Origin of the sequence: Methylobacterium sp. Leaf99 (assembly GCF_001422375.1) — a bacterium.
Taxonomy (GTDB): Bacteria; Pseudomonadota; Alphaproteobacteria; order Rhizobiales; family Beijerinckiaceae; genus Methylobacterium.
In genome coordinates, this window is the sequence record NZ_LMMU01000001.1 from 1,069,458 (window position 1) to 1,091,402 (window position 21,945).

22 protein-coding genes and 1 tRNA gene are annotated in these 21,945 nt (G+C 70.1%); 12 read left to right on the top strand and 11 right to left on the bottom strand.

The window, feature by feature from the left end; genetic code table 11:
- The 3 genes from ASF28_RS04840 to ASF28_RS04850 form a co-directional block, all read right to left on the bottom strand.
- Nucleotides 1-1,764, bottom strand: a complete 1,764-nt coding sequence (locus ASF28_RS04840) for an ABC transporter ATP-binding protein (protein WP_056088352.1) — start codon at nucleotides 1,762-1,764, stop codon at nucleotides 1-3.
- 219 nt (nucleotides 1,765-1,983) lie between these two features.
- On the bottom strand, nucleotides 1,984-3,321 hold the full coding sequence (locus ASF28_RS04845) for an MFS transporter (RefSeq protein WP_056088355.1): 1,338 nt from the start codon (nucleotides 3,319-3,321) through the stop codon (nucleotides 1,984-1,986).
- Complete coding sequence (locus ASF28_RS04850; protein WP_244474896.1) at nucleotides 3,318-4,118, bottom strand: PRC-barrel domain-containing protein; 801 nt, start codon at nucleotides 4,116-4,118, stop codon at nucleotides 3,318-3,320. Before ASF28_RS04850 ends, ASF28_RS04845 begins: the two co-directional genes overlap by 4 nt.
- Before the next feature lie 448 nt (nucleotides 4,119-4,566).
- Between ASF28_RS04850 and ASF28_RS04855 the strand changes: the two genes are divergently transcribed.
- On the top strand, nucleotides 4,567-4,944 hold the full coding sequence (locus ASF28_RS04855) for a hypothetical protein (RefSeq protein ID WP_056088360.1): 378 nt from the start codon (nucleotides 4,567-4,569) through the stop codon (nucleotides 4,942-4,944).
- A gap of 32 nt (nucleotides 4,945-4,976) precedes the next feature.
- On the opposite strand, the gene ASF28_RS04860 is transcribed toward ASF28_RS04855, so the two are convergent.
- Both ASF28_RS04860 and ASF28_RS23545 read right to left on the bottom strand, forming a co-directional pair.
- A complete protein-coding gene (locus tag ASF28_RS04860) occupies nucleotides 4,977-5,444 on the bottom strand; it encodes a PRC-barrel domain-containing protein (protein WP_056088363.1) in 468 nt (155 codons plus the stop codon).
- 75 nt (nucleotides 5,445-5,519) lie between these two features.
- A complete protein-coding gene (locus tag ASF28_RS23545; protein ID WP_274533108.1) occupies nucleotides 5,520-5,645 on the bottom strand; it encodes a hypothetical protein in 126 nt (41 codons plus the stop codon).
- A gap of 542 nt (nucleotides 5,646-6,187) precedes the next feature.
- On the opposite strand from ASF28_RS23545, the gene ASF28_RS04865 reads away from it, so the two are divergent.
- From ASF28_RS04865 to ASF28_RS04890, 6 genes are all read left to right on the top strand, one after another.
- The gene (locus tag ASF28_RS04865) at nucleotides 6,188-6,562 is read left to right on the top strand and encodes an SWIB/MDM2 domain-containing protein (RefSeq protein WP_056088367.1); all 375 of its coding nucleotides are present in this window, start codon (nucleotides 6,188-6,190) and stop codon (nucleotides 6,560-6,562) included.
- A gap of 35 nt (nucleotides 6,563-6,597) precedes the next feature.
- On the top strand, nucleotides 6,598-7,422 hold the full coding sequence (locus ASF28_RS04870; protein WP_244474897.1) for a DJ-1/PfpI family protein: 825 nt from the start codon (nucleotides 6,598-6,600) through the stop codon (nucleotides 7,420-7,422).
- Between the two features lie 129 nt (nucleotides 7,423-7,551).
- A complete protein-coding gene (locus ASF28_RS04875) occupies nucleotides 7,552-9,024 on the top strand; it encodes an amino acid permease (RefSeq protein ID WP_056088370.1) in 1,473 nt (490 codons plus the stop codon).
- Nucleotides 9,025-9,324: 300 nt separating this feature from the next.
- On the top strand, nucleotides 9,325-9,690 hold the full coding sequence (locus ASF28_RS04880) for a hypothetical protein (RefSeq protein WP_056088371.1): 366 nt from the start codon (nucleotides 9,325-9,327) through the stop codon (nucleotides 9,688-9,690).
- A 636-nt stretch (nucleotides 9,691-10,326) separates the two neighbouring features.
- The gene (locus ASF28_RS04885) at nucleotides 10,327-12,867 is read left to right on the top strand and encodes a TonB-dependent receptor (protein WP_056088375.1); all 2,541 of its coding nucleotides are present in this window, start codon (nucleotides 10,327-10,329) and stop codon (nucleotides 12,865-12,867) included.
- Between the two features lie 380 nt (nucleotides 12,868-13,247).
- A complete protein-coding gene (locus tag ASF28_RS04890; RefSeq protein ID WP_056088377.1) occupies nucleotides 13,248-13,757 on the top strand; it encodes a ferritin-like domain-containing protein in 510 nt (169 codons plus the stop codon).
- 349 nt (nucleotides 13,758-14,106) lie between these two features.
- On the opposite strand, the gene ASF28_RS04895 is transcribed toward ASF28_RS04890, so the two are convergent.
- Nucleotides 14,107-14,182: transfer RNA gene (locus tag ASF28_RS04895), tRNA-Lys, on the bottom strand.
- 107 nt (nucleotides 14,183-14,289) lie between these two features.
- Nucleotides 14,290-15,855: a 2-isopropylmalate synthase gene (locus ASF28_RS04900; RefSeq protein WP_056088380.1), complete on the bottom strand. Its 1,566-nt coding sequence runs from the start codon at nucleotides 15,853-15,855 to the stop codon at nucleotides 14,290-14,292.
- A gap of 553 nt (nucleotides 15,856-16,408) precedes the next feature.
- On the opposite strand from ASF28_RS04900, the gene ASF28_RS04905 reads away from it, so the two are divergent.
- The 3 genes from ASF28_RS04905 (at nucleotide 16,409) to ASF28_RS04915 (ending at nucleotide 17,951) form a co-directional block, all read left to right on the top strand.
- Nucleotides 16,409-16,894: an SRPBCC family protein gene (locus ASF28_RS04905; RefSeq protein ID WP_056088382.1), complete on the top strand. Its 486-nt coding sequence runs from the start codon at nucleotides 16,409-16,411 to the stop codon at nucleotides 16,892-16,894.
- Between the two features lie 225 nt (nucleotides 16,895-17,119).
- Nucleotides 17,120-17,473, top strand: a complete 354-nt coding sequence (locus tag ASF28_RS04910) for a hypothetical protein (protein ID WP_056088384.1) — start codon at nucleotides 17,120-17,122, stop codon at nucleotides 17,471-17,473.
- Nucleotides 17,474-17,591: 118 nt separating this feature from the next.
- A complete protein-coding gene (locus tag ASF28_RS04915) occupies nucleotides 17,592-17,951 on the top strand; it encodes a hypothetical protein (RefSeq protein ID WP_056088388.1) in 360 nt (119 codons plus the stop codon).
- On the opposite strand, the gene ASF28_RS04920 is transcribed toward ASF28_RS04915, so the two are convergent.
- Genes ASF28_RS04920 through pdxY form a run of 3 tightly spaced genes read right to left on the bottom strand, consistent with a single transcriptional unit; the run spans nucleotide 17,942 to nucleotide 20,455 of the window.
- Nucleotides 17,942-18,691, bottom strand: a complete 750-nt coding sequence (locus tag ASF28_RS04920; RefSeq protein ID WP_056088390.1) for a hypothetical protein — start codon at nucleotides 18,689-18,691, stop codon at nucleotides 17,942-17,944. The genes ASF28_RS04915 and ASF28_RS04920 overlap by 10 nt on opposite strands.
- Nucleotides 18,684-19,577, bottom strand: coding sequence for a PhzF family phenazine biosynthesis protein (locus tag ASF28_RS04925; protein WP_056088393.1), 894 nt, complete (start codon nucleotides 19,575-19,577; stop codon nucleotides 18,684-18,686). The genes ASF28_RS04920 and ASF28_RS04925 overlap by 8 nt, the downstream gene beginning before the upstream one ends.
- Nucleotides 19,578-19,606: 29 nt before the next feature.
- Nucleotides 19,607-20,455: a pyridoxal kinase PdxY gene (gene pdxY, locus ASF28_RS04930; RefSeq protein WP_056088396.1), complete on the bottom strand. Its 849-nt coding sequence runs from the start codon at nucleotides 20,453-20,455 to the stop codon at nucleotides 19,607-19,609.
- Between the two features lie 70 nt (nucleotides 20,456-20,525).
- Here pdxY and ASF28_RS04935 point away from each other — a divergent pair, with 70 nt between their 5' ends.
- Together ASF28_RS04935 and ASF28_RS04940 are read left to right on the top strand one after the other, a co-directional pair.
- Nucleotides 20,526-21,047 carry a DedA family protein gene (locus ASF28_RS04935; RefSeq protein WP_056088399.1) on the top strand — a complete coding sequence of 174 codons (522 nt, stop codon included), beginning with the start codon at nucleotides 20,526-20,528 and terminating at the stop codon, nucleotides 21,045-21,047.
- An 81-nt stretch (nucleotides 21,048-21,128) separates the two neighbouring features.
- Nucleotides 21,129-21,614 (top strand): MmcB family DNA repair protein, encoded by a 486-nt coding sequence (locus ASF28_RS04940; RefSeq protein WP_056088402.1) that lies wholly within the window; start codon nucleotides 21,129-21,131, stop codon nucleotides 21,612-21,614.
- Nucleotides 21,615-21,656: 42 nt separating this feature from the next.
- Here ASF28_RS04940 and ASF28_RS04945 read toward each other — a convergent pair whose 3' ends face one another.
- Nucleotides 21,657-21,854 (bottom strand): hypothetical protein, encoded by a 198-nt coding sequence (locus ASF28_RS04945; RefSeq protein WP_056088405.1) that lies wholly within the window; start codon nucleotides 21,852-21,854, stop codon nucleotides 21,657-21,659.
- Nucleotides 21,855-21,945: the final 91 nt, after the last annotated feature.

The window sequence follows — 21,945 nt, forward strand, 5'->3', positions numbered from 1 at the left end:
TCAGGCGGCGGCCAGCGACAGGGACATGGATTCCTTCTTCATCAGCTCGCGGTAGAAGCCGTCGAGGTGGGTCAGCTTGTCCGGCGACCCGTCCTGAATGATGCGGCCGCCCTGCAGCACCACGATCCGGTCGAAATCCTTCAGGGTCGAGAGCCGGTGGGCGATGGCGATGACCGTGCGGCCCTGCATGAGGTTGGCAAGCGCGTGGCGGATCGCCTCCTCGGACTCGGCGTCGAGGGCCGAGGTCGCCTCGTCGAGGAGCAGGATCGGAGAATCCTTGAGGATGGCCCGCGCGATGGCGATGCGCTGGCGCTGGCCGCCCGAGAGCTTCACCCCGCGGTCGCCCACGATGGTGTCGAAGCCCTCCGGCAGCGCCTCGATGAAGTCGGTGCAATGCGCCGCGGCGGCGGCCTTCCACACATCCTCGTCGGAGGCGTCGGGCCGGCCGTATCGGATGTTCTCTCTGAGCGTCCGGTGGAACATCGACACATCCTGGGGCACCACCGTGATGGCCTCGCGCAGGGAATCCTGCGTCACCCGGTGGATGTCCTGCCCGTTGATGAGAATGCGCCCGCCCTGGGCGTCGTAGAAGCGCTGGATCAGGGAGAACAGGGTCGACTTGCCGCCGCCCGACTTGCCCACGAGCCCGACGCGCTGGCCCGGCTGGATGGCGAGGTCGAAATCCGTGAAGACGGCGCGCCCGTCCGGGTAGGCGAAGGCGACGTGGTCGAAGGTGATCTCGGCGCCCGTGCCCGAGAGCGGCACGGCCTCGGGGTGGTCGGTGAGGTCGTGGGGCTGCAGCAGGGTGTGCAGGGCCTCCGACAGGCGGGCGGTGTGCTGGGTCGCGTCCACCAGGGCGACGGCGAGGTCGCGGGTGGCGGCCAGGATGCGGATGCCGAGGGTGCAGACGAGGACCACCTGCCCGTTCGAGGCCGCGCCCGCTTCCCAAAGGGTGATGGCCCAGTAGAGCAGGCCGAGGACGGCGAGCACGGTCAGGATCGCGTGAACGATGCGCAGCTTCTCGAGGTAGAGCAGCGACGAGCGGCGCGAGCGCATCTCGACGCCGATGGTGCCGTCGAAGCGGCTGTACTCGCGCTTGAACGCCGAGAAGGCACGCACCAGCGGCATGTTGCCGACGAGATCGACCATCTCGCCGTCGACGCTCGCGGCCTTGGCGGCGAAGTCGTGGTGGAGCGGCTTGCCGGCGGCCGCCATCTTGAACATCAGCACCACGACGGCGGCGAAGATGCCGGCGAGGACGAGGGCCATCGTGAGGCTGACGGTGCCGATGTAGAGGATCGACAGGAAGGCGGCGACGCAGGGCGGCATCACGTTGAACACGAACATGTTCTCGACCGTGAAGATCGCGTTCGAGGTCGCGGTGATGCGCGAGGCCAGGGTGCCGGGCTGGCGGTCGGCGAAGAACGACGGCGAGTGCCCGGTCATGTGCCGGAACAGGTCGCGGCGGATGTCGCCGGTGACGCCCACGAAGGTGAACGAGCCGGTCAGGCTCGCCACCCGCCAGAGCATGTTGTCGGCGGCGATGAAGCCGACGAGGAGGGCGAGCGCCCCCCAGATCAGGCCGGCCTCAGGCCCCTTACTCAGGGCGTCGACGACGCCCTTGAGGGCGTAATCCGTGCTGACCGAGAAGGCGACCGCCCCGAGGACGGCGCACAGGATGACGAGGTGCGGCAGCGCCCGGCGGCGCAGGTACCGCGCGACGAAGGCGAACGGCCTGTTGGCATAGACGCACAGGTCTTCCATCGCGGTGACAATCCCGTTTCCCAGGAGACCTTGCGGACCCTGTCCCTCGAACGAAGCCCGCGCGCGGTGCGCGCGAAACTTTTTGCCCCCAAGGTTCGCAACGCGAAGCTCGCGCGGGCGTTGCAGGCTCACGTACAGCTTCGTCCGTTCTAGGGAAGAAACCTGAACGTCGCTTGAGCGGCAAGCGAATTCGATGCCGCCCCGTCCCGCACCGGAGGGTCATGCACCGGCGGAGCGCCGGGTCTCCGGCATGATCAGGGCGATCATCACGAACCCGGCGAAGCCGACCACGGCGAGGCCGAGGAAGGCCGAATGGCTGCCGAGGCGATCGGCCATGATGCCGGCGAGCGACGTCGAGAGGGCCGCCCCGATGCCCATGGCGGTGCCGACGGCGCCCAGCGCGATGTTGAAGCGCCCGGTGCCCCGGGTCACGTCGGAGACCACCAGGGGCACCATCACGCCGAACACCGCCGCCGAGATGCCGTCGAACACCTGGATCGCCACGAGGAGTTCGGGGCTGCTGGTATAGGCGAACAGCAGGCCCCTGATCGGCAGGGCGGCGAAGCCGATGAGCAGGAGGGGCCGGCGGCCCCAGCGCTCGGCGGCGCGTCCCACGGCCGGCCCCGAGATGGCGAGCACGACCTGGGGCACCACGATGCAGGCGGCGATGAGGGCGGTGGCGGTCTCGCTGGCGCGCAGGGTCAGCATGCTGCCCACCAGGGGCAGCATCGCCGCGTTGGCGAGGAAGAACAGCATCATGCAGGCGCCGAAGCACATGAGCGCCCGGTTGGTGAGGAGCGCGCGCACGGCCCCCTCCCGCCGGGGCTCGGCGGCGCCGGCGACCGGCGGCTTCGCCACGGTCACGGGCCCGATCTCGTCGGCGCGGATGAACGACAGGGCCACCAGGGTCGGGATCATCAGGAAGCCGGTGAGGTAGAACACCGCGTCGTTGGAGAGGTAGTAGCCGCATGCGCCCATGCCGGCGGCTGCCACGGCGTTGCCCAGCGCCGAGAAGCTGGCGTTGCGCCCGAGGCGCTCGCCGGCGCGGGCATGGCCGACGAGGCCGATGCTGATGGCGGCGATGGCCGGGGTCAGGATGCAGCTCGCCGCCGAGTGGGCCGCCATGGCGAGGAGCACAATGAGGAAGTTCGGCCACAGGGCCAGCGCGAAGGCGCTGAGGGCGATGGCCACCACGGAGAAGCCGGCGGCGAAGCGGAGCGACCGCATGGCGTCGACGAAGGCGCCGCCCGGCACCTGCCCGAGCAGGCTGACGAGGCTGCCGATGGTCAGCGCGAAGCCGATATCCGACTGGGTCCACTTCGCCTGGGTGAAGTAGACCGCCAGGAACGGCCCGAACCCGGTCTGGAGGTTGGCGACGAAGAACGCGAAGCCGTCGAGGCCCCGGCTGCTGGTGCGCGAGATCGCCTTCATGTCGGCGGGACCCTCCGCGGCATCGGCCAGGGCCTCGCGCCGGGGCATGGGGCGCGGCCGGAATTCGGACCGGGCGACCTCCCTCGGCTTGAGGGGGCGGCGGTCCTTCGGGAGGGGAACCGTCATTTCTCCGGCGTTCTCTCGGCCGGCTTTTCGGGGGGCTTCTCGGCGGCCGGGACGGCGGGTGCGGTGGGCGCCACGACGGCGGGCGGGGCCGCGGGCGGCGCGGCGGGCGCGGCGGCCTGCTGGTCGCCCTCGGGGACGGCCGGGCTCGCGGGACCCAGCACCACGATGGGCTCGCCCGGCTTGTATTCCGGCGAGACCCGGACCTGATTGCGCGACAGCTGCAGGACGAGGCGGGTCGGCTTGCCATCGGAGGTGAAGCGCATGGAGCGCCAATCCACGGCGATCTTGCGCGAGCCGACGCCGAGGAAGCCGCCGAAATCGATGATGGCGGCGCGCGGGCGCCCGTCCTTGTCGAGGACGATGTCGATGATCCGGCCCATGTCCTCGCCGGTGGCGCTGCGCACGGCCTTGCCGAGGACACCCTCGTAATCCGCCGTGTCGAGGACGGTGGCGGGGGTCCCCGTGGGGATGACGGGGCCCTGGGGCTGGGCGGAGCCTTGCGGCGGGGCAGCACTCTGGGACGGGGCAGCCCCCTGCGGCGGGGCGGACGGCGGCGCCGGCGCAACGTTCTGCGCGGGCGCGGGCCCCGTGGCACCGCCCTGCGCAGGCGGGAGGGCCGGCGCGGCGGCGGGGCCGGCCTGCGGCTGGACCGTGGGAGCGGGCGGCGCCGCGGCCGGTGGCGCCGATGCGGCGGGGGCCTCGGCGGGCCTGGCGCCGGGAGCGGCGTCCTCGGCCAAAACCGATGCGGCCCCGAGGCCGATGGTCGTCGCGGCGATCATCCGGATCAATCTGAACACGTGCGTTCCCCGAGCGATGATCACGCCGGCCCTCGCGCAGAACACGGACCCATCCGGCAGGTGCCCGCCTGGGCGGGTCAAGTGCCCGCCTTGGCGGGTCCGGTGTCACTGCGCAACGACCAAGGCGAAGTTGTGGAGGCGGGACCCGTGGCGCGGTGCCCCGGAGCCCGCGAAGGGCGAGACTGAAGAGCTAGGTCCGGGGGCAAGAACCAGGCCGGCGCCGTGCACCGGCACGCCCCCGCCCGACCGTCTGCCACTCCGGCTCGCGCTTCGCAATCGGCCGGCCCGGCGCCTTCCTCATCAAGAGTACGTTCCCCGTCCTAGAGTGCCTTGCCCGTCCGGGATGATCGATCCACCCCGTCTGGTTTTCGCCAAATCCGCAGCGTAGAGAGGCGAAACCCTAAGTATCCCCGCCACGCGGGGCCCGATCGTTCGAGGACTTGCACCGATGCCCCTCTTCCGGAAAGCCAGCGCCACGGTGCTGCTCGCCGCCGCCCTCGGCGGCTGCCAGGCCCTCGGCGGCGGCGCCGGCGTCATGCCGGAAAGCGATGTCGGACCGCCGCCGTCCATGCGCGGCGCCGTGCCGAACGCGGCGGGCCCGCGTTCGGCGGGGGTCGATGCCGACGGCAACACGATCCAGACAACGCCGACCCGGCGCCTCGACCTGCCGCGCTCGGCCGGCGGGACCACCCGGGCGGCCGCGTCCGAGGAGCGGCGCATCCGCCGGGAGGACCTCGAAGGCAGCTCGGAGGGCCGTTCGAGCTCCGGCGGCGGCATGACCCCGAGCCTGGGCTCGGGCGGCGTCGGGGTCGGCGGCAAGTTCTAGGGACCACCGAAGTCCGCGCCGCCGCGGGCCGCTCAGGCGGCCACGCGGCGGCGCCCGCCGTAATAGTCGTCGAGGCGGCCGCCGAAGGCCGGATCGCCGAAGGGATCGTCCCCGGCCCCATGGGTCGGCGCACGCGCCAGGGTGTCCTTGTCGATGTCCACGACGTAGCCGCCGAGCTCGACGCTGTAGCGCAGGGACCGCCACGGCAGCGGGTGGTAGCTCTCGCCGAGGCCGAGGAACCCGCCGAACGACAGGACGGCGTAGGCGACCTGGCCCGAGACCTTGTCCACCATGAAATTGTGCACCGTGCCGAGGTGTTGGCCCTCGGCATCGTAGACCGCCGTGCCCTCGACCCGGTCGGAGGCGATGAGGCGCGGCGTCTCGTCGATGGCCACGCCCTCCGCCGCGGGATCGAGTTCCAGGGAGCCGGCGGGCCGGATGGGGCGCTCGCTGGGCAAGTGATTGCCGGGCGTGTGGTCGCTGGGCAGGTCTGTCGGCATCGGCTCGCTCCACGGTGGGATGTTGAACGCGAAAAACACGCGAGCGCCCCGCCCTGGTTCCCCCGAGACCGCTGGTCAGACGTAGCCGGCGCTGCGCGGCACGTCCGGCTCGAGGCCCGGTTCGGCGGCGATCATGGCGCCGAGCCCCCCGATGAGGGTGACGGCCGCGGCGAGGGCGAGGGCGAAGGCGGACAGGATCATGGGACGACCCTCCCCGCGATGGCTTAACGCTTCGTTGCCGGGGGCGCCCCGGAACGAAAAGCGCGTTGCGGCGAATATTTTTGCGGCGGCCGTCCCTGGGGACAACGGGACGGCCCGTGCGTGCGCCGCGACCGGGCCGGCCGGTGCGCTGCGCGGGCCGCGCCGGTGGTCGCCCCGGACCGACACGCCGCCGCCCGGCCCGTCGCGGAGGCGGGAGCGGCGGAGATAACCGTTCCGGATCAGCGGCTTGCCCGCGTTGCCCGCGCTTTCCCCCATGGTCCGACCGACCCGAAGGCCGGGGCCGCGCCGCCCAAGTACAGAGGGCGGACCGACCAAGGTCTCGGACGCCACGGCACCGCACTGCACCCCCCGGTGGGCATCGAATCCTGTTCATAGCCCGCGCTCCCTGTGGACGGCGTCCAAGCACAGGGCGGTTTTCCCTTGGAACGGTCGCGGCACCGCTTAGTTGTTGCAGCTATGCGCTCCGAGGCCTCGTGCCGTGGGCGTACCGGCGCTCGCAGCCGAACCTTCGGAGGATACCCATGGCAAAGACCACGACCAAGAGCCCGGCCAAGGACGGGGCCAAGAGCGCCGACAAGAGCACCGACGCCGCGGCCGAGAAGCCCGCCAAGGGTAAGAAGGTCGCCGCCCCCAAGGCGGAAGGGGCCAAGCCCAACGCCCTGCAGCAGCCCCTGAAGCCCTCGCCGGAGCTGGCCGCCGTCGTCGGCGAGGCCTCCCTGCCGCGCGGCGAGGTGGTGAGCAAGGTCTGGGAATACATCAAGAAGCACGAGCTTCAGAACCCGGAGAACAAGCGCGAGATCCTGGCCGACGACAAGCTCAAGAAGGTCTTCGGCAAGGACAAGTGCACGATGTTCGAGATGAACAAGCATCTCGCCGCCCATCTCAAGTCCGCCTGATCCCAACTCGCCTGATCCCAAGTCCGCCCGGACCGATGGATCGTCCTGCCGGCCCCGCGCATGGGCCGGCGGACGCGGCCGGCCCGAACCGCCGCGACCTGGCGGGACTGGCCGCCGGAGGCCTCGCCGCGGCGGGCCTCGCAGCGACGGGCCGGGCGGCCGCGGGGCGGGACGGGTCGCCCCCGCCCGTGCGGATCGCCATGCTGCTGTTTCCGGGCATGACCGCCCTCGACGTGGTCGGCCCACAGACGCTCCTGGCCGGCCTCGCCGGCCCGCAGATCCACCTCGTGGCCGAGCACCTCGGCCCTGTGGCGAGCGATACCGGCCTCGCCATCGTCGCCACGGCGGATTTCACCACCTGCCCGCGCGACCTCGACGTCCTGTTCGTGCCCGGCGGCGACGGCACCCCCGGCCAGATGCGGGACGCGCGCCTCCTGGCCTTCCTGCGCGACCGGGCCGAACGCGCGGCCTGGGTGACGAGCGTGTGCACGGGCTCGCTGATCCTCGGGGCGGCCGGCCTGCTCACGGGCTACCGGGCGACCTCGCACTGGTGCGTCCGCGACAGCGTGCTTCCCCTCCTCGGCGCGATCCCCGTGGACGCCCGCGTGGTGTTCGACCGCAACCGCGGCACGGCGGCGGGCGTCTCCGCCGGCCTCGACTTCGCCCTGGCCCTGGCCGCCCGCCTGCGGGGTCCCGACCATGCTCGCACGAGCCAGCTCGTGGCGGAATACGCGCCGGTGCCCCCCTTCGAGGCCGGCACGCCGCAGGCCGCGGGCCCGGCCATCACCCGCGCCGCGACCGCGATCCTGGCGGACTTGGCCGAGGGATCGCTCGCCGCCGCCCGGGCGCGCCGGGACTGAGCGTCCGGTTCGGCGGGCGGGAAGAGTCCGGTTCGGCAGGCGGAATGAGCCCCCGCAACCCGCTGGTGTGCCGGGGAATTTGCGGTAACGTCGCCAGCTTCCCACGAATGTCCAACTGCGAGACGATGCATGGCCGGCGGTTTGGCGGACGACCTCATCCGGACGAAGTCCCTGGAGCGCCTGAACTCCGACGCGGAGGGCGGTGAGCACAAGCTCGCCCGCACCCTCGGCCCCTGGAGCCTCATCGCGCTGGGCATCGGCGCGGTGATCGGGGCGGGCCTGTTCTCGCTCACCGGCATCGCGGCGGCCGAGCATGCGGGCCCGGCCGTGGTGATCTCCTTCGCCATCGCCTCCATCGCCTGCGCGTTCGCCGGCATGTGCTACAGCGAGCTCGCCGGCATGATCCCCGTGGCCGGCTCGGCCTACACCTACGCCTACGCCACCATGGGCGAACTCGTCGCCTGGATCATCGGCTGGGACCTCGTCCTCGAATACGCCGTCGGCGCCGCCACCGTGTCGGTGAGCTGGTCGAGCTACGTCACCCGCTTCCTGCGCGACACCCTCGGGATCAATCTTCCCCCGAGCCTCGTCCACTCGCCGTTCGAGACCTACACGGTCGATGGCGTGACGGCGCACGGCCTCGTCAACCTGCCGGCGATCCTCATCATCGTGGCCGCCTCGGCGCTGCTGATGATCGGCATCCGCGAATCCGCCCGGGTCAACGCCGTCGTGGTTCTGATCAAGCTCGCCGTGGTGGCCGTCGTGGTCGGCGTCGGCCTGTTCTACATCAAGGCGCAGAACTACGTGCCGTTCATCCCCGAGAACACCGGCACCTTCGGCGAGTACGGCTGGAGCGGGATCATGCGCGGCGCCGGCGTGGTATTCTTCGCCTATGTGGGGTTCGACGCCGTCTCGACGGCGGCGCAGGAGGCGAAGAACCCCCAGCGCAACATGATGATCGGCATCCTCGGCTCCCTCGCCATCTGCACGGTGATCTACATCCTGTTCGCGGGCGTGCTCACCGGCCTCGTTCCCTATGCGCAGATGAAGGGCGACGCGGCCCCCGTGAACACCGCCATCGCGCAGACGCCGTTCCCGTGGCTGCGCAGCCTGGTGACCCTGGGCGTCATCGCGGGCTTCTCCACGGTGATCCTGGTGCTGCTGCTCGGCCAGAGCCGGGTGTTCTACTCCATGAGCCAGGACCGGCTGCTGCCGGGCTTCTTCTCCAAGATCCACCCGACCTGGAAGACGCCCTACCGCTCGAACCTGTTCTTCATGGTGTTCACGAGTTCGCTCGGCGGCTTCCTGCCGATCTCCCAGCTCGGCCACATGACCAGCATCGGCACCCTGCTGGCGTTCATGCTCGTCTGCGCCGGCGTCATCATCCTGCGCCGGACCCAGCCCGACGCGCGGCGCGACTACCGCACGCCCCTGGTGCCCCTCGTGCCGATCCTCGGCATCGTCAGCTGCTTCGCCATGATGGTATCCCTCGACGGCGAGACCTGGCTGCGCCTGCTGGTCTGGCTCGCCATCGGCTTCGTGATCTATTTCAGCTGGAGCCGCCGCCACAGCCGCATCGGCCGCGAGGAAGCCGGCGCCTGAGGCCCGCACGATCCCGGGCGCGGACCTCGCGGCAAACCCCCACGTAGGCACAAAACCGTCGCCGGGACACCGGAGGACCGGTCCGAACTCCCGCGCCGCCTCCGGCCTCGGCGCGGCCTTCGACGACGTCGTGTCCCCAGGCTCATCCGGTCCGGGGCGCCATCGCCTTCTCCGCCGCCCAGGCGGGGCTCCGGCATCTTCGGTGTCGAGTGGGCGCCGGCGAAGATGCAGGCGGCATTCACAATCGAACTGATATCGATGTCGGACCGTTGATCGATGTGATGAGGGAGATAAGGCGCGATGAAGTCTGTTTTGGCAGTAGCGGCCGTTGGCCTGAGCCTGATCGGTGCGGTCGGCGTGGCCTCGGCCCAGTCGTATGGCGGGCGTGACTCCGGTTATGGCGGGGGTTATGGCGGGCGCGATTCCGGTTACGGCGGACGTGAGTCCGGCTATGGTGACCGCGATTACGGGCGCCGGGGACGCGACGACGACGACCGGGGCCGGGGCTCCCGGGGACGGGATTCGGGCTACGGCGGCTTCGACGAGAGCGCCTATGTCCGGTGCAACCCCGACGTTCGCCAGGCCCTTCGCAACGGGCAGCTGACCTCGGCCCTCGCCCATTATCAGAAGTTCGGCCGTCGCGAGGGCCGGCGGCTCAGCTGCTGAGCCGGACCGCGAACCGTTCGACGACGGGCCCGCCGTGGCGTGAGCCCGGCGGGCGCCGGTGTTCGGGGGCTGTCGCCCCCGCCACCGGGCTGTCGTCCTCCCCGAACCGGTCGGGACTCGTCCCGGGAATCACCCGATCCTCGCCGAAGACATTTCCGCGCAAAAGACAGTCCATCGGACGTTTCACACGCCGAATACAGAGTTTCCGGCCCTGAAATCGAGACATTTACTTTATTGCAGACCCTCGTCCCGGTACTAGCCTGGTGCGGATCGCGCCCCGGGACTCGCGTTTTTCAACTCCTCCGAAGCAACCGTTCGCCCGGGTCTTCCGGTGACCCCGGTGAGGCGCCCGATTGCCGCGATGTTGGGTCCACCGCATCCACCGCGCGGTCACGGACCGAACGATTGCCGAATTATCCCGATACCTATTGCTACTTGTCCAGCGACTATTCTGCGGGATAAGGAAACGATGTGACATGAACATCACGCGCCCAGTCATTCAGCAGTTTAGAGCCTGCTGAAGCTGTCAGGTTGAGCGTGACGGTATTGCCCTGTCCGCGCCCCTTCCGCCATGAAAGCTGCACACGCCGCCCGAAGATGGCGGGTGCGAACATGGTTTTGGGTCGGGGAAGAACGATGCGTGCGCTGCGGTACAGCCTCTTTGCTTCAGTAGCTTTGCTACCGTGCGTTGTTCAGGCACAAAGCACGGTTTCCTTGAGCGAGATCAGCGTTGTTGCAACCACCCCGGTCGGCGTCGCTGCCGGGAATGGCGCCCCCAGCGTACCGGTGCTCCAGGCTCCGGGTGGAACGGCCCTGCAGGTTCCGGACACCGCGCGCCTGCGCGGCGGTGCGCTGCCCCTCAACAAGATCCCCAGCACCGTCGAGACGGTCACGGCCGCCGACCTCAACTTCGACCGGGCGACCTTCAACGCCGTCGAGACCCTGGCCCGGCGCGTGCCCGGCCTCAACCTCTCCGACAGCCAGGGCAACAACAACCGCGTCGACATCAACTACCGCGGCTTCCAGGCCTCGCCGGTGACGGGCGTGCCGCAGGGCCTCGCCGTCTACCAGAACGGCGTGCGCATCAACGAGGCCTTCGGCGACACGGTCAACCTCGACCTGATCCCGCAGGTGGCCATCAACCGCATCGACGTGGTGACCGGCAACCCGGTCTTCGGCCTCAACGCGCTGGGCGGCGCCATCAACATCCAGATGAAGAACGGCTTCAACTGGCAGGGCACCGAGATCACCGCCCTCGGCGGGTCGGACGGCCGCATCGCCGGCTCCCTCCAGCACGGCAAGATGATCGGCCCCTGGAGCATCTACTTCGCGGGTGACGGCCTCAACGACCGGGGCTGGCGCTACGAGAGCCCCAGCACCATCGGCCGCGTCTACGGCGATGTCGGCTACCGGACGCAGGATTCGGAATTCCACCTCATCGGACAGATGGCGCGGACCTATTTCGGCGCCGCCGCCGCGACGCCGACGGACTTCACCCACGTGGAGCCGCGGGCGATCTTCACCTACCCGCAGACCACCACCACCGAAGTCGGCACCATCCAGCTCACCGGCCGCGTCGATCTCTCCCCGACCTGGGACATTTCCGGCAACGCCTACTTCCGCCGCTTCAGCCAGAGCTACATCGACGGCAACGACAGCGATTTCGAGAACTGCAGCACGCGTTCGAGCTTCCGCGGCCGCCTCTGCTACGAGGATGACGGCTTCAGCCCCGCCGCCGGCCAGTCGCAGCTCGCCTTCCGCAACCAGTTCCTGATGCTGGGCCGGGGCGCCCCGAACGGCATTCCCTTCACCGCGGGCGTGCCCTACGGCACCCTCGACGTCACCAAGACCGAGGCGACGGGCTACGGCGGCACGCTCCAGGCGGCCAACCGCGACCGGGTGTTCGGCTTCAACAACAGCTTCGTGGTCGGCGGCTCCATCGACGTCGCGGATTACGGCTACAAGTCGTCGAGCACCCTCGGCGTGATCAATCCCGACCTGTCGGTGACGACGAACCCGATGACGCCCGCCTACGGCACCGTGCCGGGCCTCGGCACCGACTTCCTGCGCACGGCCGCGGCCTTGGGCATCGCGCCGAGCTCGGTCACGGGCTCCAACCTCTACATGGGCCTCTACGCCACCGACACCATCGACCTCACCGACGCCCTGTCGCTGACCGCCGGCGCGCGGCTCAACTTCGCCCGCATCTCGAGCCAGGACCAGACCGGCTTCTCCCCCGACGTGACGGGCACCCACTACTTCAACAAGATCAACCCGGTCGCCGGCCTGACCTACCGCTTCGCCCCGGGCCTCAACCTCTACGGCGGCTACTCCGAGTCGAACCGCGCGCCGACCCCCCTCGAACTCGCCTGCGCCAATCCGCTCCGCCCCTGCCTGCTGCCGAACTCCCTGGTGGCCGATCCGCCGCTCAAGCAGGTCGAGGGCCAGACCTACGAGGTCGGCTTTCGCGGTGCCCTGCCGAACTTCTACGATGGCGGCCTCGTCAACTATAAGGTCGGCGCCTTCCGCACCGACCTGACCAACGACATCCTGTCGCTCGCCACCCCCGGCAACGCCGCGCGCGGCTACTTCGTCAACGTGCCGGCGACCCGTCGCCAGGGCGTCGAGGTCGGCCTCGAATACGCCTCCGACTGGCTGACGGTCTACGCGAACTACGCCCTGATCGATGCCACGTTCCGGTTCAACGGCACCCTGTCCTCGCCGAACAACCCGTTCGCCGACGACGGCGCCATCAACGTGGTGCCGGGCAACAAGGTCCCGCTGATCCCCGACCACCAGTTCAAGGTCGGCTTCGACGTCGAGGTGCTGCCGCGCTGGCGCGTCGGCATGGCCATGCAGGCCTTCTCGTCCGCCTACTATCGCGGCGACGAATCCAACCTGAACCGCAAGCTGCCCGCCTATTACGTGCTCAACCTGAACACGAGCTACCGGGTCAACCGGAACCTCGAACTGTTCGGCTACGTCACCAACCTGACGAACAACCGCTACACCACGTTCGGCACCTTCTTCGAGCCGGGCCTCGTCGCCAATCGCTACCCGGTCAACGACGTGCGCACCACCACCCTCGCCCAGCCGCTCTCGATCTACGGCGGCATCCGCTACACCTTCGGCGAAGCCCCCGCGCCCATGCCGGAGCCGATCCTGCGCAAGTACTGAGGGACGCCCCGCCCGCGCCGACGACGCGCCATCCGGCCCTCACCGCTTAGCTGTGCAAGGCCGGAGGGAAACAAAAAAGGCCGGCCTCCGAACAGGGGCCGGCCTTTTTGTCGTTTCCGGCCCGTGAGGCACGGCGACAAGACGCGCCCGCCGATTCCCACCGGCACGCCGCAAATCCTGCGCACGGGTGCGCTTCGGGATATCCGTCGGCACGGCATCGCGCCGTGGGGGGACATCGTGAAAGGGGAGATGAAGCCGCAGCTCCGACTCACGGCGCAACGGGTTTCGATCATCCGGGTTGATCGCAAGACTGATCACCTTGGATCTGGTCGCCCATGGCCGTCCTCGGTGGAGCCGGATCTTTCAGGAAGGACCGCCCGATGACCCTCGATGCCCGAACGATCTACGTCACCGCCCTGAAGAACACGCACGCCCTCGAGTTGCAGGCGCTCCAGATCATGGAACGTCAGGTCGAGCGCCTCGAGAACTACCCGGACATGGAGGCCGCCCTGCGCCGCCACATCCGGGAGACCCATGGCCAGCGCGACCGTCTCGAAGAGGCCCTGGCCTCCCTCTCGGAAAGCCCCTCTGCCCTGAAGGAAGGGTTCTTGGGGTTCGTCGGCAACATGATGGCGATCGCCCACGTCCCCGCTCAGGACGAGATCCTGAAGAACGCCTTCGCGAACCAGGCCTTCGAGAACTTCGAGATCGCAGCCTACACGTCGCTGCTCACCCTCGGCGAGGCCGCCGGCCAAACGGCCCACAAGGCCGCCTTCACCATGTCCCTGCGCGAGGAGGAGGGCATGGCCAAGGCCGTGGCCGATCTCGTGGCGCCCACGACGCAGCGCTACCTCGATCTCACCCTACGCGGTGAATCGGCGAGCCACTAAGTGGCTTTGCGGTCCATCGCGTTTGGTGGGCCGCACCTTCTCGTCCTGGCCCCGCTATCCGTCGGCTGGGGCCAAGGTCCCATCGCGTTGGATCGGCGCCATCTCAGCCCACAGAGACGCCGGAGTTGCGGCCTTCGAGCGATGCGAAGCGCCTGAAGGCGCGCTCGATGATGTCCCATGGCTCCGCGACCGTGCGCGTCGCCTCGGCCCACCGGATGGGCTTGCGCGATGCGGTAGCAGCGAGCTGAAAGGTTGGTATACAGGGAGATGGCTGGACCGTTCGTCGCCATGAACCAACGACGCGGTACTGATATGGACCGCGCGATCTCGATCCGGCATCTGAAGTATTTGGTGGGTGCACAAGGGTTCGAACCTTGGACCCGCTGATTAAGAGTCAGCTGCTCTACCAACTGAGCTATGCACCCTCGCCTTGCGGCGGTCGCTGCGGCCCACCAAGTCCGCCGCGACGAGGTGGCTGATAGCAAAGCCCCCCGGGGGTGTCCACCCCCGGGGGGCGATTTTCTCGACCCGGCTAAACCTGGGCCGGGGACTGGGCGTGCAGGCGCACGGCCGTGGCTTCGAGCTTGTTGAGGGCCGAGAGATAGGCGCGGGCCGAGGCCACGAGGGTGTCGGGATCGGCGCCCCGCGCCGTGACGCTGCGCTCGCCGCTCTTGAGGCGCACGGAGACCTCGGCCTGGGCGTCCGTGCCTTCGGTGACGGCATCGACCTTGTAGAGTTCGAGCTCGGCCGCATGGGGCACCAGGGCCTGGATCGCGTTGAACACCGCATCAACGGGGCCGTTGCCCTCGGCTTCCTCGGTGATCACCCGGTCGTCGATGGCGAGCTTCATGGTGGCGCGCTGCGGCCCGTGGGTGCCGGCGATCACCGAGAGCGAGACGAGGCGGATGCGGTCATGGGCCGTGGCGAGGTTCTCGTCGACGAGGGCCTCGATATCCTCGTCGTAGACGTGCTTCTTGCGGTCGGCGAGGGCCTTGAATCGCTCGAACGTGTCCTGCAGCCGGTTGTCGCTCAACGTGATGCCGAGCTCCTCCAGCTTGGCGCGGAACGCGGCGCGGCCGGAGTGCTTGCCCATGACGAGCGAGGTCTTGGCGACGCCGACCGAGGCCGGCGTCATGATCTCGTAGGTCTCGGTGTGCTTCAGCATCCCGTCCTGATGGATGCCGCTCTCGTGCGCGAAGGCGTTCCGGCCGACGATGGCCTTGTTGTACTGCACGGGGAAGTTCGTCGCGTGGGAGACGAGCTTGGAGGCCCGCGTCAGCATCGTGGTCTCGATGCCGGTCTCGTAGGGCATCACGTCGCCGCGGGTGCGGATCGCCATGACGATCTCTTCCAGGGCCGCGTTGCCGGCGCGCTCGCCGATGCCGTTGACGGTGCACTCGACCTGCCGGGCGCCGCCCTCGATGCCGGCCAGGGAGTTGGCGATGGCGAGGCCGAGGTCGTCGTGGCAATGCACCGAGAAGATCGCCCGGTCGGAATTCGGCACGCGCTCGCGCACGGCACGGAACATGGCGCGGTACTCGTCAGGCGTGGCGTAGCCCACGGTGTCCGGCAGATTGATGGTGGTGGCGCCCGATCGGATCGCCGCCTCGACGCAGCGGCACAGGTAGTCGATGGGCGTGCGGGTCGCGTCCATGGCCGACCATTCCACGTCCTCGACGAGGTCGCGGGCCTGGGCCACGGTCTTCAGGATGATCTCGATCACCTCGTCCTGGGATTTGCGCATCTGGTGGGCGAGGTGGATCGGCGAGGTCGAGACGAAGGTGTGAATGCGTCCGCGCCGGGCGTGCCGCACGGCCTCGCCGGCGCGGGCGATGTCGGCGGGGATGGCGCGGGCGAGGCCCGCCACGGTGGCGCGCTTGGCCCGCCGGGCGATCTCGGCGACGGCCTCGAAATCACCATTGGAGGCGATGGGGAAGCCGGCCTCGATGATGTCGACGCCCATGGTGTCGAGGAGGTCGGCCACCGCCAGCTTCTCGTCCAGGGTCATGGTGGCGCCGGGGCATTGCTCGCCGTCGCGCAGGGTGGTGTCGAAGATGAGGACGCGGTCTTTCGGCGTCGGGGTGATCTCGGCGGTCATGGGGGTGATCCTGTCGTGGCGCGCGGTCCCGTCCATGGGGACGCGACGCCTGGAAGAACGGCTCCGGCCCGAGGGCGGAGCCCGGCGTGATCGAAACGGCGCCCCCTGAGAGCCCAGGCGCGCGCCCGGACGGCCCTCAGGGGCGGATAAGGCGGAGCAGCGTGGCGGGGAGCGCGCAGGACCGCGCGGCCGCGAAGGCGGCGGCGGTACGGCTGGTCCTGGAGCCGGCGCTGGCCAAGGCTCGCTCTCCCGAAGGGCAACGGCAAGGGGCAACGGCAAGGCGGTTCGAAGGCCGGCCGGTTGCGGATGCGGGTTTCCTACCCCCCGACACCACGATTGACAAGTATCCGTCCGGCGCGGGCCGGGCGGCATGGCGACCTCATCGCGTCCCCGTGATCGCCATAGGACGGGGTTCGGACATCCGGCGTCGAAGGATAGGCCGCACGACCATTGCCTTGCCCATCCGCCGGCCTAGCTTCCGCTTCGTGCTCCGGTGATGCGCGATGATCTCATCCGTCCCCCGCACAAGAAGAAAACAAGAGGAAACGTCCCCATGCCCCGTTCGATTCTGCGCGGTCTCGCCCTGCCCGCCCTCGCCCTTCTTGCCGGTACCGCCCCGGGCTTCGCCCTCGACGTGACCAAGACCATCGACGTTTCGGCTGCACCCGCCAAGGTCTGGTCGACCATCGGCGACTTCTGCGGCATCGGCCAATGGCACCCGGCCATCGAGAAATGCGTCCCGTCCATGGATGGCGGCAAGCCCCTGCGGACCCTGAGCCTGAAGGGCGGCGGCACCATCGTCGAGTCGCAGACCGCCCGCGACGACGCCAAGATGAGTTACACCTACGCCATCGTCTCCGGGCCCCTGCCCGTGAGCGATTACAGCTCGACCCTCATGGTCGCCCCCAAGGGCACCGGCTCGACGCTGACCTGGACGGGCAGCTTCAAGGCCAAGGGCGCGCCGGACGCCGTCGCGACGGATGCCATCGGGGGCATCTACGAGTCCGGCCTGAAGGCCATCGCGGACAAGACCAAGTAGGACGGCCGCCGTCGCACCACCGGCCGCGCGACCTCCAGGTCGCGCGGCCCCCCGGGACGCCCGTGAAGGTGTCGGCGCGCGCGGTTCTTCGCAGCCGGAGCGCCGCATCCGCGAAGTCGGCCGCGACAGACATCCGGTAGAACAAATCGCCATTTACGCGAAATTTACATCCAGGACGTCATTCTGGCATCCCGCTCCGGCGGCCGAGCAACGACCCGAGGCGCCATGACACCGGCCAACGACGCGATCGGACCGCATGCCGTCGCGCAGGTCCGCCGCGCGATCCAGGACAACGTGTCGAGTCTCCTGGACCTGAGAACCCATTTCACCCGGCAGATGGCCGCCCTCGAGGAGACCGAGCGCAGGGTCAGGCTCCTGGCCCTGCGGGAGGCGAGCCAGGTTCTCGGCGGTGCCCTCGACGATCCGTCGGAGCACGCGGCGCTTCGCCGGAATGGCGAACTTCAGGAGGAGACCAACCGGGCGTTTCGGGAGATGCAGGCGACCCACGCGGCGATCCTGGCCCAGATCACGGGCCTGCTGGCCGACAGCGAGGCGCTGTACGAGGCCACGTTCCCCTGAGGCCACCGGCTCACGGGGGGCCGGGGACCCCCGCCGTGGCGAAAATCCCCCGCGCGGGCGGCGGTCCCACGGTTGACCGGCTGCGCCCCCGGGAGCAAAACCCGGCATCGTTCAAGCTATGCCATTGTCGAGGACAAACGTGGTGTCACCGCAACGCCTGAGCCTCGGGCTCGCCGCCCTCCTGGCCGTCAGCCTCGTCGGCGCCTGCAAGCCCGGCCCCTCGACGCCCGCGATCGTCGCGGCCGCCCCGGCCGCTGCGGTCGCCCCGGTCCCGCCGACGGGCAGCGGCTGCGGCCCGACCATCGCCCGGACCCAGGCTGTGGTGGACAGCGATGTCGCCACCGGCAACCTCAACGCCCCCGTGGGCGAGCGCTTCAGCGGCGACCTGCGCCGGGCGGCCGAGGCCTGCCGGGCGGGCCAGGAGCGCGAGGCCCTCGGCCTGCTCGCGGCGGCCAAGGCGCGCTACGGCTACCCGTAGCTGCGCCGCGCGGCGGCCTGATCGCGAAAGGCCTCGCGAAGATAGGCGCGCACGAAGCCCGGCATGCGCTCGGGCCGGAAATCCGCGGGCGAGCGGACCGCGAAGAAGCCGGCGAGCTCCGGTTCGGCCTCGGCCGCCCGGTGCCGCGTCATCCGGGCGACGAGGGCGGCGGCGTCCTCGGGGAACGCCACGGGCCGCAGGAACGCGTGCTGGCCGGCGCCGCTGACGAGCACCCACCCGTCGGCCGCATCGGGCGGGAGGGCGAGGCCGGTCTCCTCCAGGAGTTCGCGGGTGGCGCTGCCGACGAGGTCGACGCGCCCGCCCGGGCGCACGTCCGAACCGTCGGGCGTGCCGCAGGGGAAGTAGATCTGGTCGGCATTGGCGGTGTCGCGGCCCATCACGCCGAGGATGGCGGCGCCGTCGCGGGACCACGGCACCACGGCGGCGAAGGCGTTGGTGACGGACGGGTCGGGCGAGCCGCTGTCCCGGAAGGTCAGGAACGCCGAGAACCGGGTCTCGAACAGCGCGACGGTGCAGGCCCCGTCCGCCACCCGGCAGGCGCGGGCGAGGAGGACGCGGCCGTCGAACAGGGCCGGCTTCTCCGCGACCCGCCGCTCCCAATGCGCCGCGATCCGCGCCGCGTTGTCCCGCGCCCAGGCCCAGTCGTGGGTGACGAGGCGGGCGTCGAGGCGATGGAGGCGCGTGAGGGTGAGGCCGTCGGGGTTCGGGCCGTCAGACATGCAGGCGTCCTTCGCTGACGAGGACCGCCGCGCCGCCGATCTCGATGGCGCGGAGCGTGCCGGCCGCGATGCCGAGCTGCACCCGGATCTCGCTGGGGCGGCCCATGGCGGCGCCCTGGTGCAGGACGAGATCGTGGGTGCCGTCCCCCAGGGGCTCGAACTGCATCATCACGCCGGCGAACGCCGCCGCGGCCGAGCCCGTGGCCGGGTCCTCCGGCACGCCGAGATGGGGCGCGAACATCCGCGCGTGGAAGTGCCGGGCGCCGTCCGGGTCGGGGGTGTAGAGGTAGAGGGCCGCCGGCGCGCCGAGGCCCGCGAACGCCGCCGGATCGAGGGCGGCGTCCGCCAGGGCCTCGGGCGACGCCACGGGCACGAACAGGAAGCGCGGACCGAGGCTGTGCCGGCTCGGGGCGTGGCGGCCGAACCCGATGGCGCCGGACGCGAGGCCAAGGGCGCCGGCCAGCGCCTCCGGCGCGGGGCCATCGCCCGAAAACTCCGGCAGGACCGGCATGCGGAAGCGCGCCTGCCCCCTTCCGTCGCCGGGCTCGACCACGCAGGACAGGGTGCCGACCCCCGCCTCGAGGCCGAACGCCACGGCGTCCGTCAGGCCGGCGCGCGCGTCCCGCAGGGCGAGCAGGATGGCGGCGCCGAGGGTGGGGTGCCCGGCGAACGGCAATTCGGCGCGTGGAGTGAAGATGCGCAGGCGCGCCCGGTGGCGCGGGTCGTCGGGGGGCAGCACGAACACCGTCTCGGACAGGTTGAACTCGCCGGCGATGGCCTGCATCGCCGCGCCGTCGAGGCCTTCGCAGTCGAGCACCACGGCCAGGGGATTGCCGGCCAGAATCGTGTCGGTGAACACGTCGAGGGTGGCGAAGCGGCGGGCCATTTTCTGTAAATCTCCCATGGACTTGCCCCCTAGACCGGCTCGACCGGAAAGGTCTCGCTTGGGGCGACGAACTCGTCCTGCGCCGCCACCGTGAGGATCTCGCGGGAGCCGGCTTCGGCCGTGCGGCGCAGGAGGCCGTAAACCGAGGCGCCGGCCATGCCGAGGGCGAGGGCCGCCGAGCCCGTGCGCGCGTAGTGCACGAGGAACAGGGCCGCGATGGCGTCCCCGGCCCCGTTGACGTCGAGGGCGAGGCGCGGCGTGCGCAGGAGCCAGAACTGGCCGCCCTCCCCGGCCAGGAGGTCGATGGCGCCCGGCGGCGTCGCCTCGGTGGCAAGGGAGGTGACGAGGACGACGCGGGGCCCGAGGGCGTGGAGCGCCGCCACCGCCGCCTTGGCCTCAATGAGGGTGCGCGACGGCAGGCCCGAGAGGTGATCGAGCTCGAACTGGTTCGGCGTGGCGATGTCGGCGAGCCTAAGGGCTTGATCGCGCATGAATTCCGGGATTCCGGGGCGGACGTAGATGCCCCGGTTGGTGTCGCCCATGACGGGATCGCAGGCGTAGAGGGCGCGGGGGTTGGCGGCGCGGACGGCGGCGACGGCGTGCACGATACTGGTACCGATATCGGCCGAACCCATGTAGCCCGACAGCACGCCGTCGCAGGTGTGGAGGACGCCGCGCTCGGCGATTCCCGCCACGAGGTCCTCGATGGCCGGGCCGTCGAAGACCCGGCCGCGCCAAGCGCCGTAGCCGGTGTGGTTGGAGAACTGCACGGTGTGGATGGCCCAGACCTCGACGCCGAGGCGCTGCATCGGAAACACCGCGGATGCGTTACCGACGTGGCCGTAGGCGACGTGGGACTGGATCGACAGGATGTTCAAGCGGGCCGGTCCTCCGGGTTAAAGCCTTCCCTTATCTCGTTTTTCGCGAACTCGCACGCCCGGACCCTCCATGGACTTCGACGCCCTCAAGACCTCGACCCTCGCCTTCGTCGAGGCGCATCAGGCCTGGACGCCGCTCATCGTCGGGGTGCTGGCGTTCTGCGAGTCCCTGGCCTTCCTGTCCCTGCTGGTGCCCGCCACCGTGCTGCTCCTCGGCATCGGCGCGCTCATGGGGACGGTGGGGATTCCGTTCGTGCCGGTGATGCTGGCGGCGGCCCTGGGGGCGGCCCTAGGCGATTGGATTTCCTACGAATTCGGCAACTATTACAAGGAGGGGGCCAAGCGCATGTGGCCGCTGACGCGCTACCCGGCCATGGTGGCGAGGGGCGAGGCGTTCTGCCTGAAATGGGGGGCCGGCGGGGTCGCCCTGGGGCGGTTCTTCGGGCCGGCGCGGGCGGTGGTGCCGCTGATCGCCGGCATCTTCGGGGTCAGGCGCCTGCCGTTCCAGGTGGCGAACGTGCTCTCGGCCGTGGTCTGGGCGTTCGTGATGCTGGCGCCCGGCGCCGGATTGTTCAATTATTTCAAAGGCTAGTCTCGACCGCGCGGCGGGGTCGCAGGTGACAAGCGGGGCGGGGCCTGATTTCTAGGGGGTCCGTCCCGATTCGGAACACCCATGTCCGCAGCCCTCGCTCACGCGATTCTCCCCGTCGACAGGCGGCAATCCCCCACCGCGCTTCACGTGCAACGGGGCGTGCGCCGGCTGTATTCGGAGCTCGGCCACGTGACGATTCCGGAGTTTTCCCTGGCCAACGGCCGGCGGGCCGACGTCATCGCCCTGTGTCCGGCCGGGCGCCTGACGATCATCGAGATCAAGTCGAGCGTGGCGGACTTCCGGGCCGACCGGAAATGGCCGGATTACCGCGACTATTGCGACCGATTCTACTTCGCGATTCCCGACAGCCTGTCGACGACCCTGACGCCGGACGATGCGGGCCTCATCGTCGCCGACGCGTTCGGGGCCGCGATCCTGCGGGACCCGGCCGAGCACGTGCTCAGCGGGGCGCGCCGCAAGGCCGTGACCCTGCGTTTCGCCCACAACGCGGCGCGGCTGCTGCACGCGCTCGCCGATCCGGGAGCCATTCGCGAAGGCGTTCTCTAGGGCTTGGGGCGCACCGTTCGCACCGGGAAATTGCGAACAGAATCAACCCGCTAGGGTGATCTCGCCCTCCCGGACGGCGCGCTCGCCGGTGCCGGACTTGATGCGGTAGAACGGCTCGCCGGTCTGGTCCTCGGGGACGAGGCGGACGATCTCGAACACGTCCCCCGTGTCGGTCTTGGCGTCGGCGTAGCCGAGGCGGGCGCGGCGCACGCGCTGGCCGAGCTTGAACTTGTGGGACATGGGAGTCTCCTGTCTTGAGCGGCGCGACAGCGCGCCGTGCGTGGGACCGTGGACCGGTCCGCGGGGTGCGGCGTGCGCCGGTCCGTCCCAT

Bases quoted from the DNA above. Each gene is read 5' to 3' on its own strand.
- ASF28_RS04840 (WP_056088352.1), bottom strand. From the start codon at position 1,764: ATGGAAGACCTGTGCGTCTATGCCAACAGGCCGTTCGCCTTCGTCGCG.
- ASF28_RS04845 (WP_056088355.1), bottom strand. From the start codon at position 3,321: ATGACGGTTCCCCTCCCGAAGGACCGCCGCCCCCTCAAGCCGAGGGAG.
- ASF28_RS04855 (WP_056088360.1), top strand. From the start codon at position 4,567: ATGCCCCTCTTCCGGAAAGCCAGCGCCACGGTGCTGCTCGCCGCCGCC.
- ASF28_RS04860 (WP_056088363.1), bottom strand. From the start codon at position 5,444: ATGCCGACAGACCTGCCCAGCGACCACACGCCCGGCAATCACTTGCCC.
- ASF28_RS23545 (WP_274533108.1), bottom strand. From the start codon at position 5,645: ATGATCCTGTCCGCCTTCGCCCTCGCCCTCGCCGCGGCCGTCACCCTC.
- ASF28_RS04865 (WP_056088367.1), top strand. From the start codon at position 6,188: ATGGCAAAGACCACGACCAAGAGCCCGGCCAAGGACGGGGCCAAGAGC.
- ASF28_RS04870 (WP_244474897.1), top strand. From the start codon at position 6,598: ATGGATCGTCCTGCCGGCCCCGCGCATGGGCCGGCGGACGCGGCCGGC.
- ASF28_RS04875 (WP_056088370.1), top strand. From the start codon at position 7,552: ATGGCCGGCGGTTTGGCGGACGACCTCATCCGGACGAAGTCCCTGGAG.
- ASF28_RS04880 (WP_056088371.1), top strand. From the start codon at position 9,325: ATGAAGTCTGTTTTGGCAGTAGCGGCCGTTGGCCTGAGCCTGATCGGT.
- ASF28_RS04885 (WP_056088375.1), top strand. From the start codon at position 10,327: ATGCGTGCGCTGCGGTACAGCCTCTTTGCTTCAGTAGCTTTGCTACCG.
- ASF28_RS04890 (WP_056088377.1), top strand. From the start codon at position 13,248: ATGACCCTCGATGCCCGAACGATCTACGTCACCGCCCTGAAGAACACG.
- ASF28_RS04900 (WP_056088380.1), bottom strand. From the start codon at position 15,855: ATGACCGCCGAGATCACCCCGACGCCGAAAGACCGCGTCCTCATCTTC.
- ASF28_RS04905 (WP_056088382.1), top strand. From the start codon at position 16,409: ATGCCCCGTTCGATTCTGCGCGGTCTCGCCCTGCCCGCCCTCGCCCTT.
- ASF28_RS04910 (WP_056088384.1), top strand. From the start codon at position 17,120: ATGACACCGGCCAACGACGCGATCGGACCGCATGCCGTCGCGCAGGTC.
- ASF28_RS04915 (WP_056088388.1), top strand. From the start codon at position 17,592: ATGCCATTGTCGAGGACAAACGTGGTGTCACCGCAACGCCTGAGCCTC.
- ASF28_RS04920 (WP_056088390.1), bottom strand. From the start codon at position 18,691: ATGTCTGACGGCCCGAACCCCGACGGCCTCACCCTCACGCGCCTCCAT.
- ASF28_RS04925 (WP_056088393.1), bottom strand. From the start codon at position 19,577: ATGGCCCGCCGCTTCGCCACCCTCGACGTGTTCACCGACACGATTCTG.
- ASF28_RS04935 (WP_056088399.1), top strand. From the start codon at position 20,526: ATGGACTTCGACGCCCTCAAGACCTCGACCCTCGCCTTCGTCGAGGCG.
- ASF28_RS04940 (WP_056088402.1), top strand. From the start codon at position 21,129: ATGTCCGCAGCCCTCGCTCACGCGATTCTCCCCGTCGACAGGCGGCAA.
- ASF28_RS04945 (WP_056088405.1), bottom strand. From the start codon at position 21,854: ATGTCCCACAAGTTCAAGCTCGGCCAGCGCGTGCGCCGCGCCCGCCTC.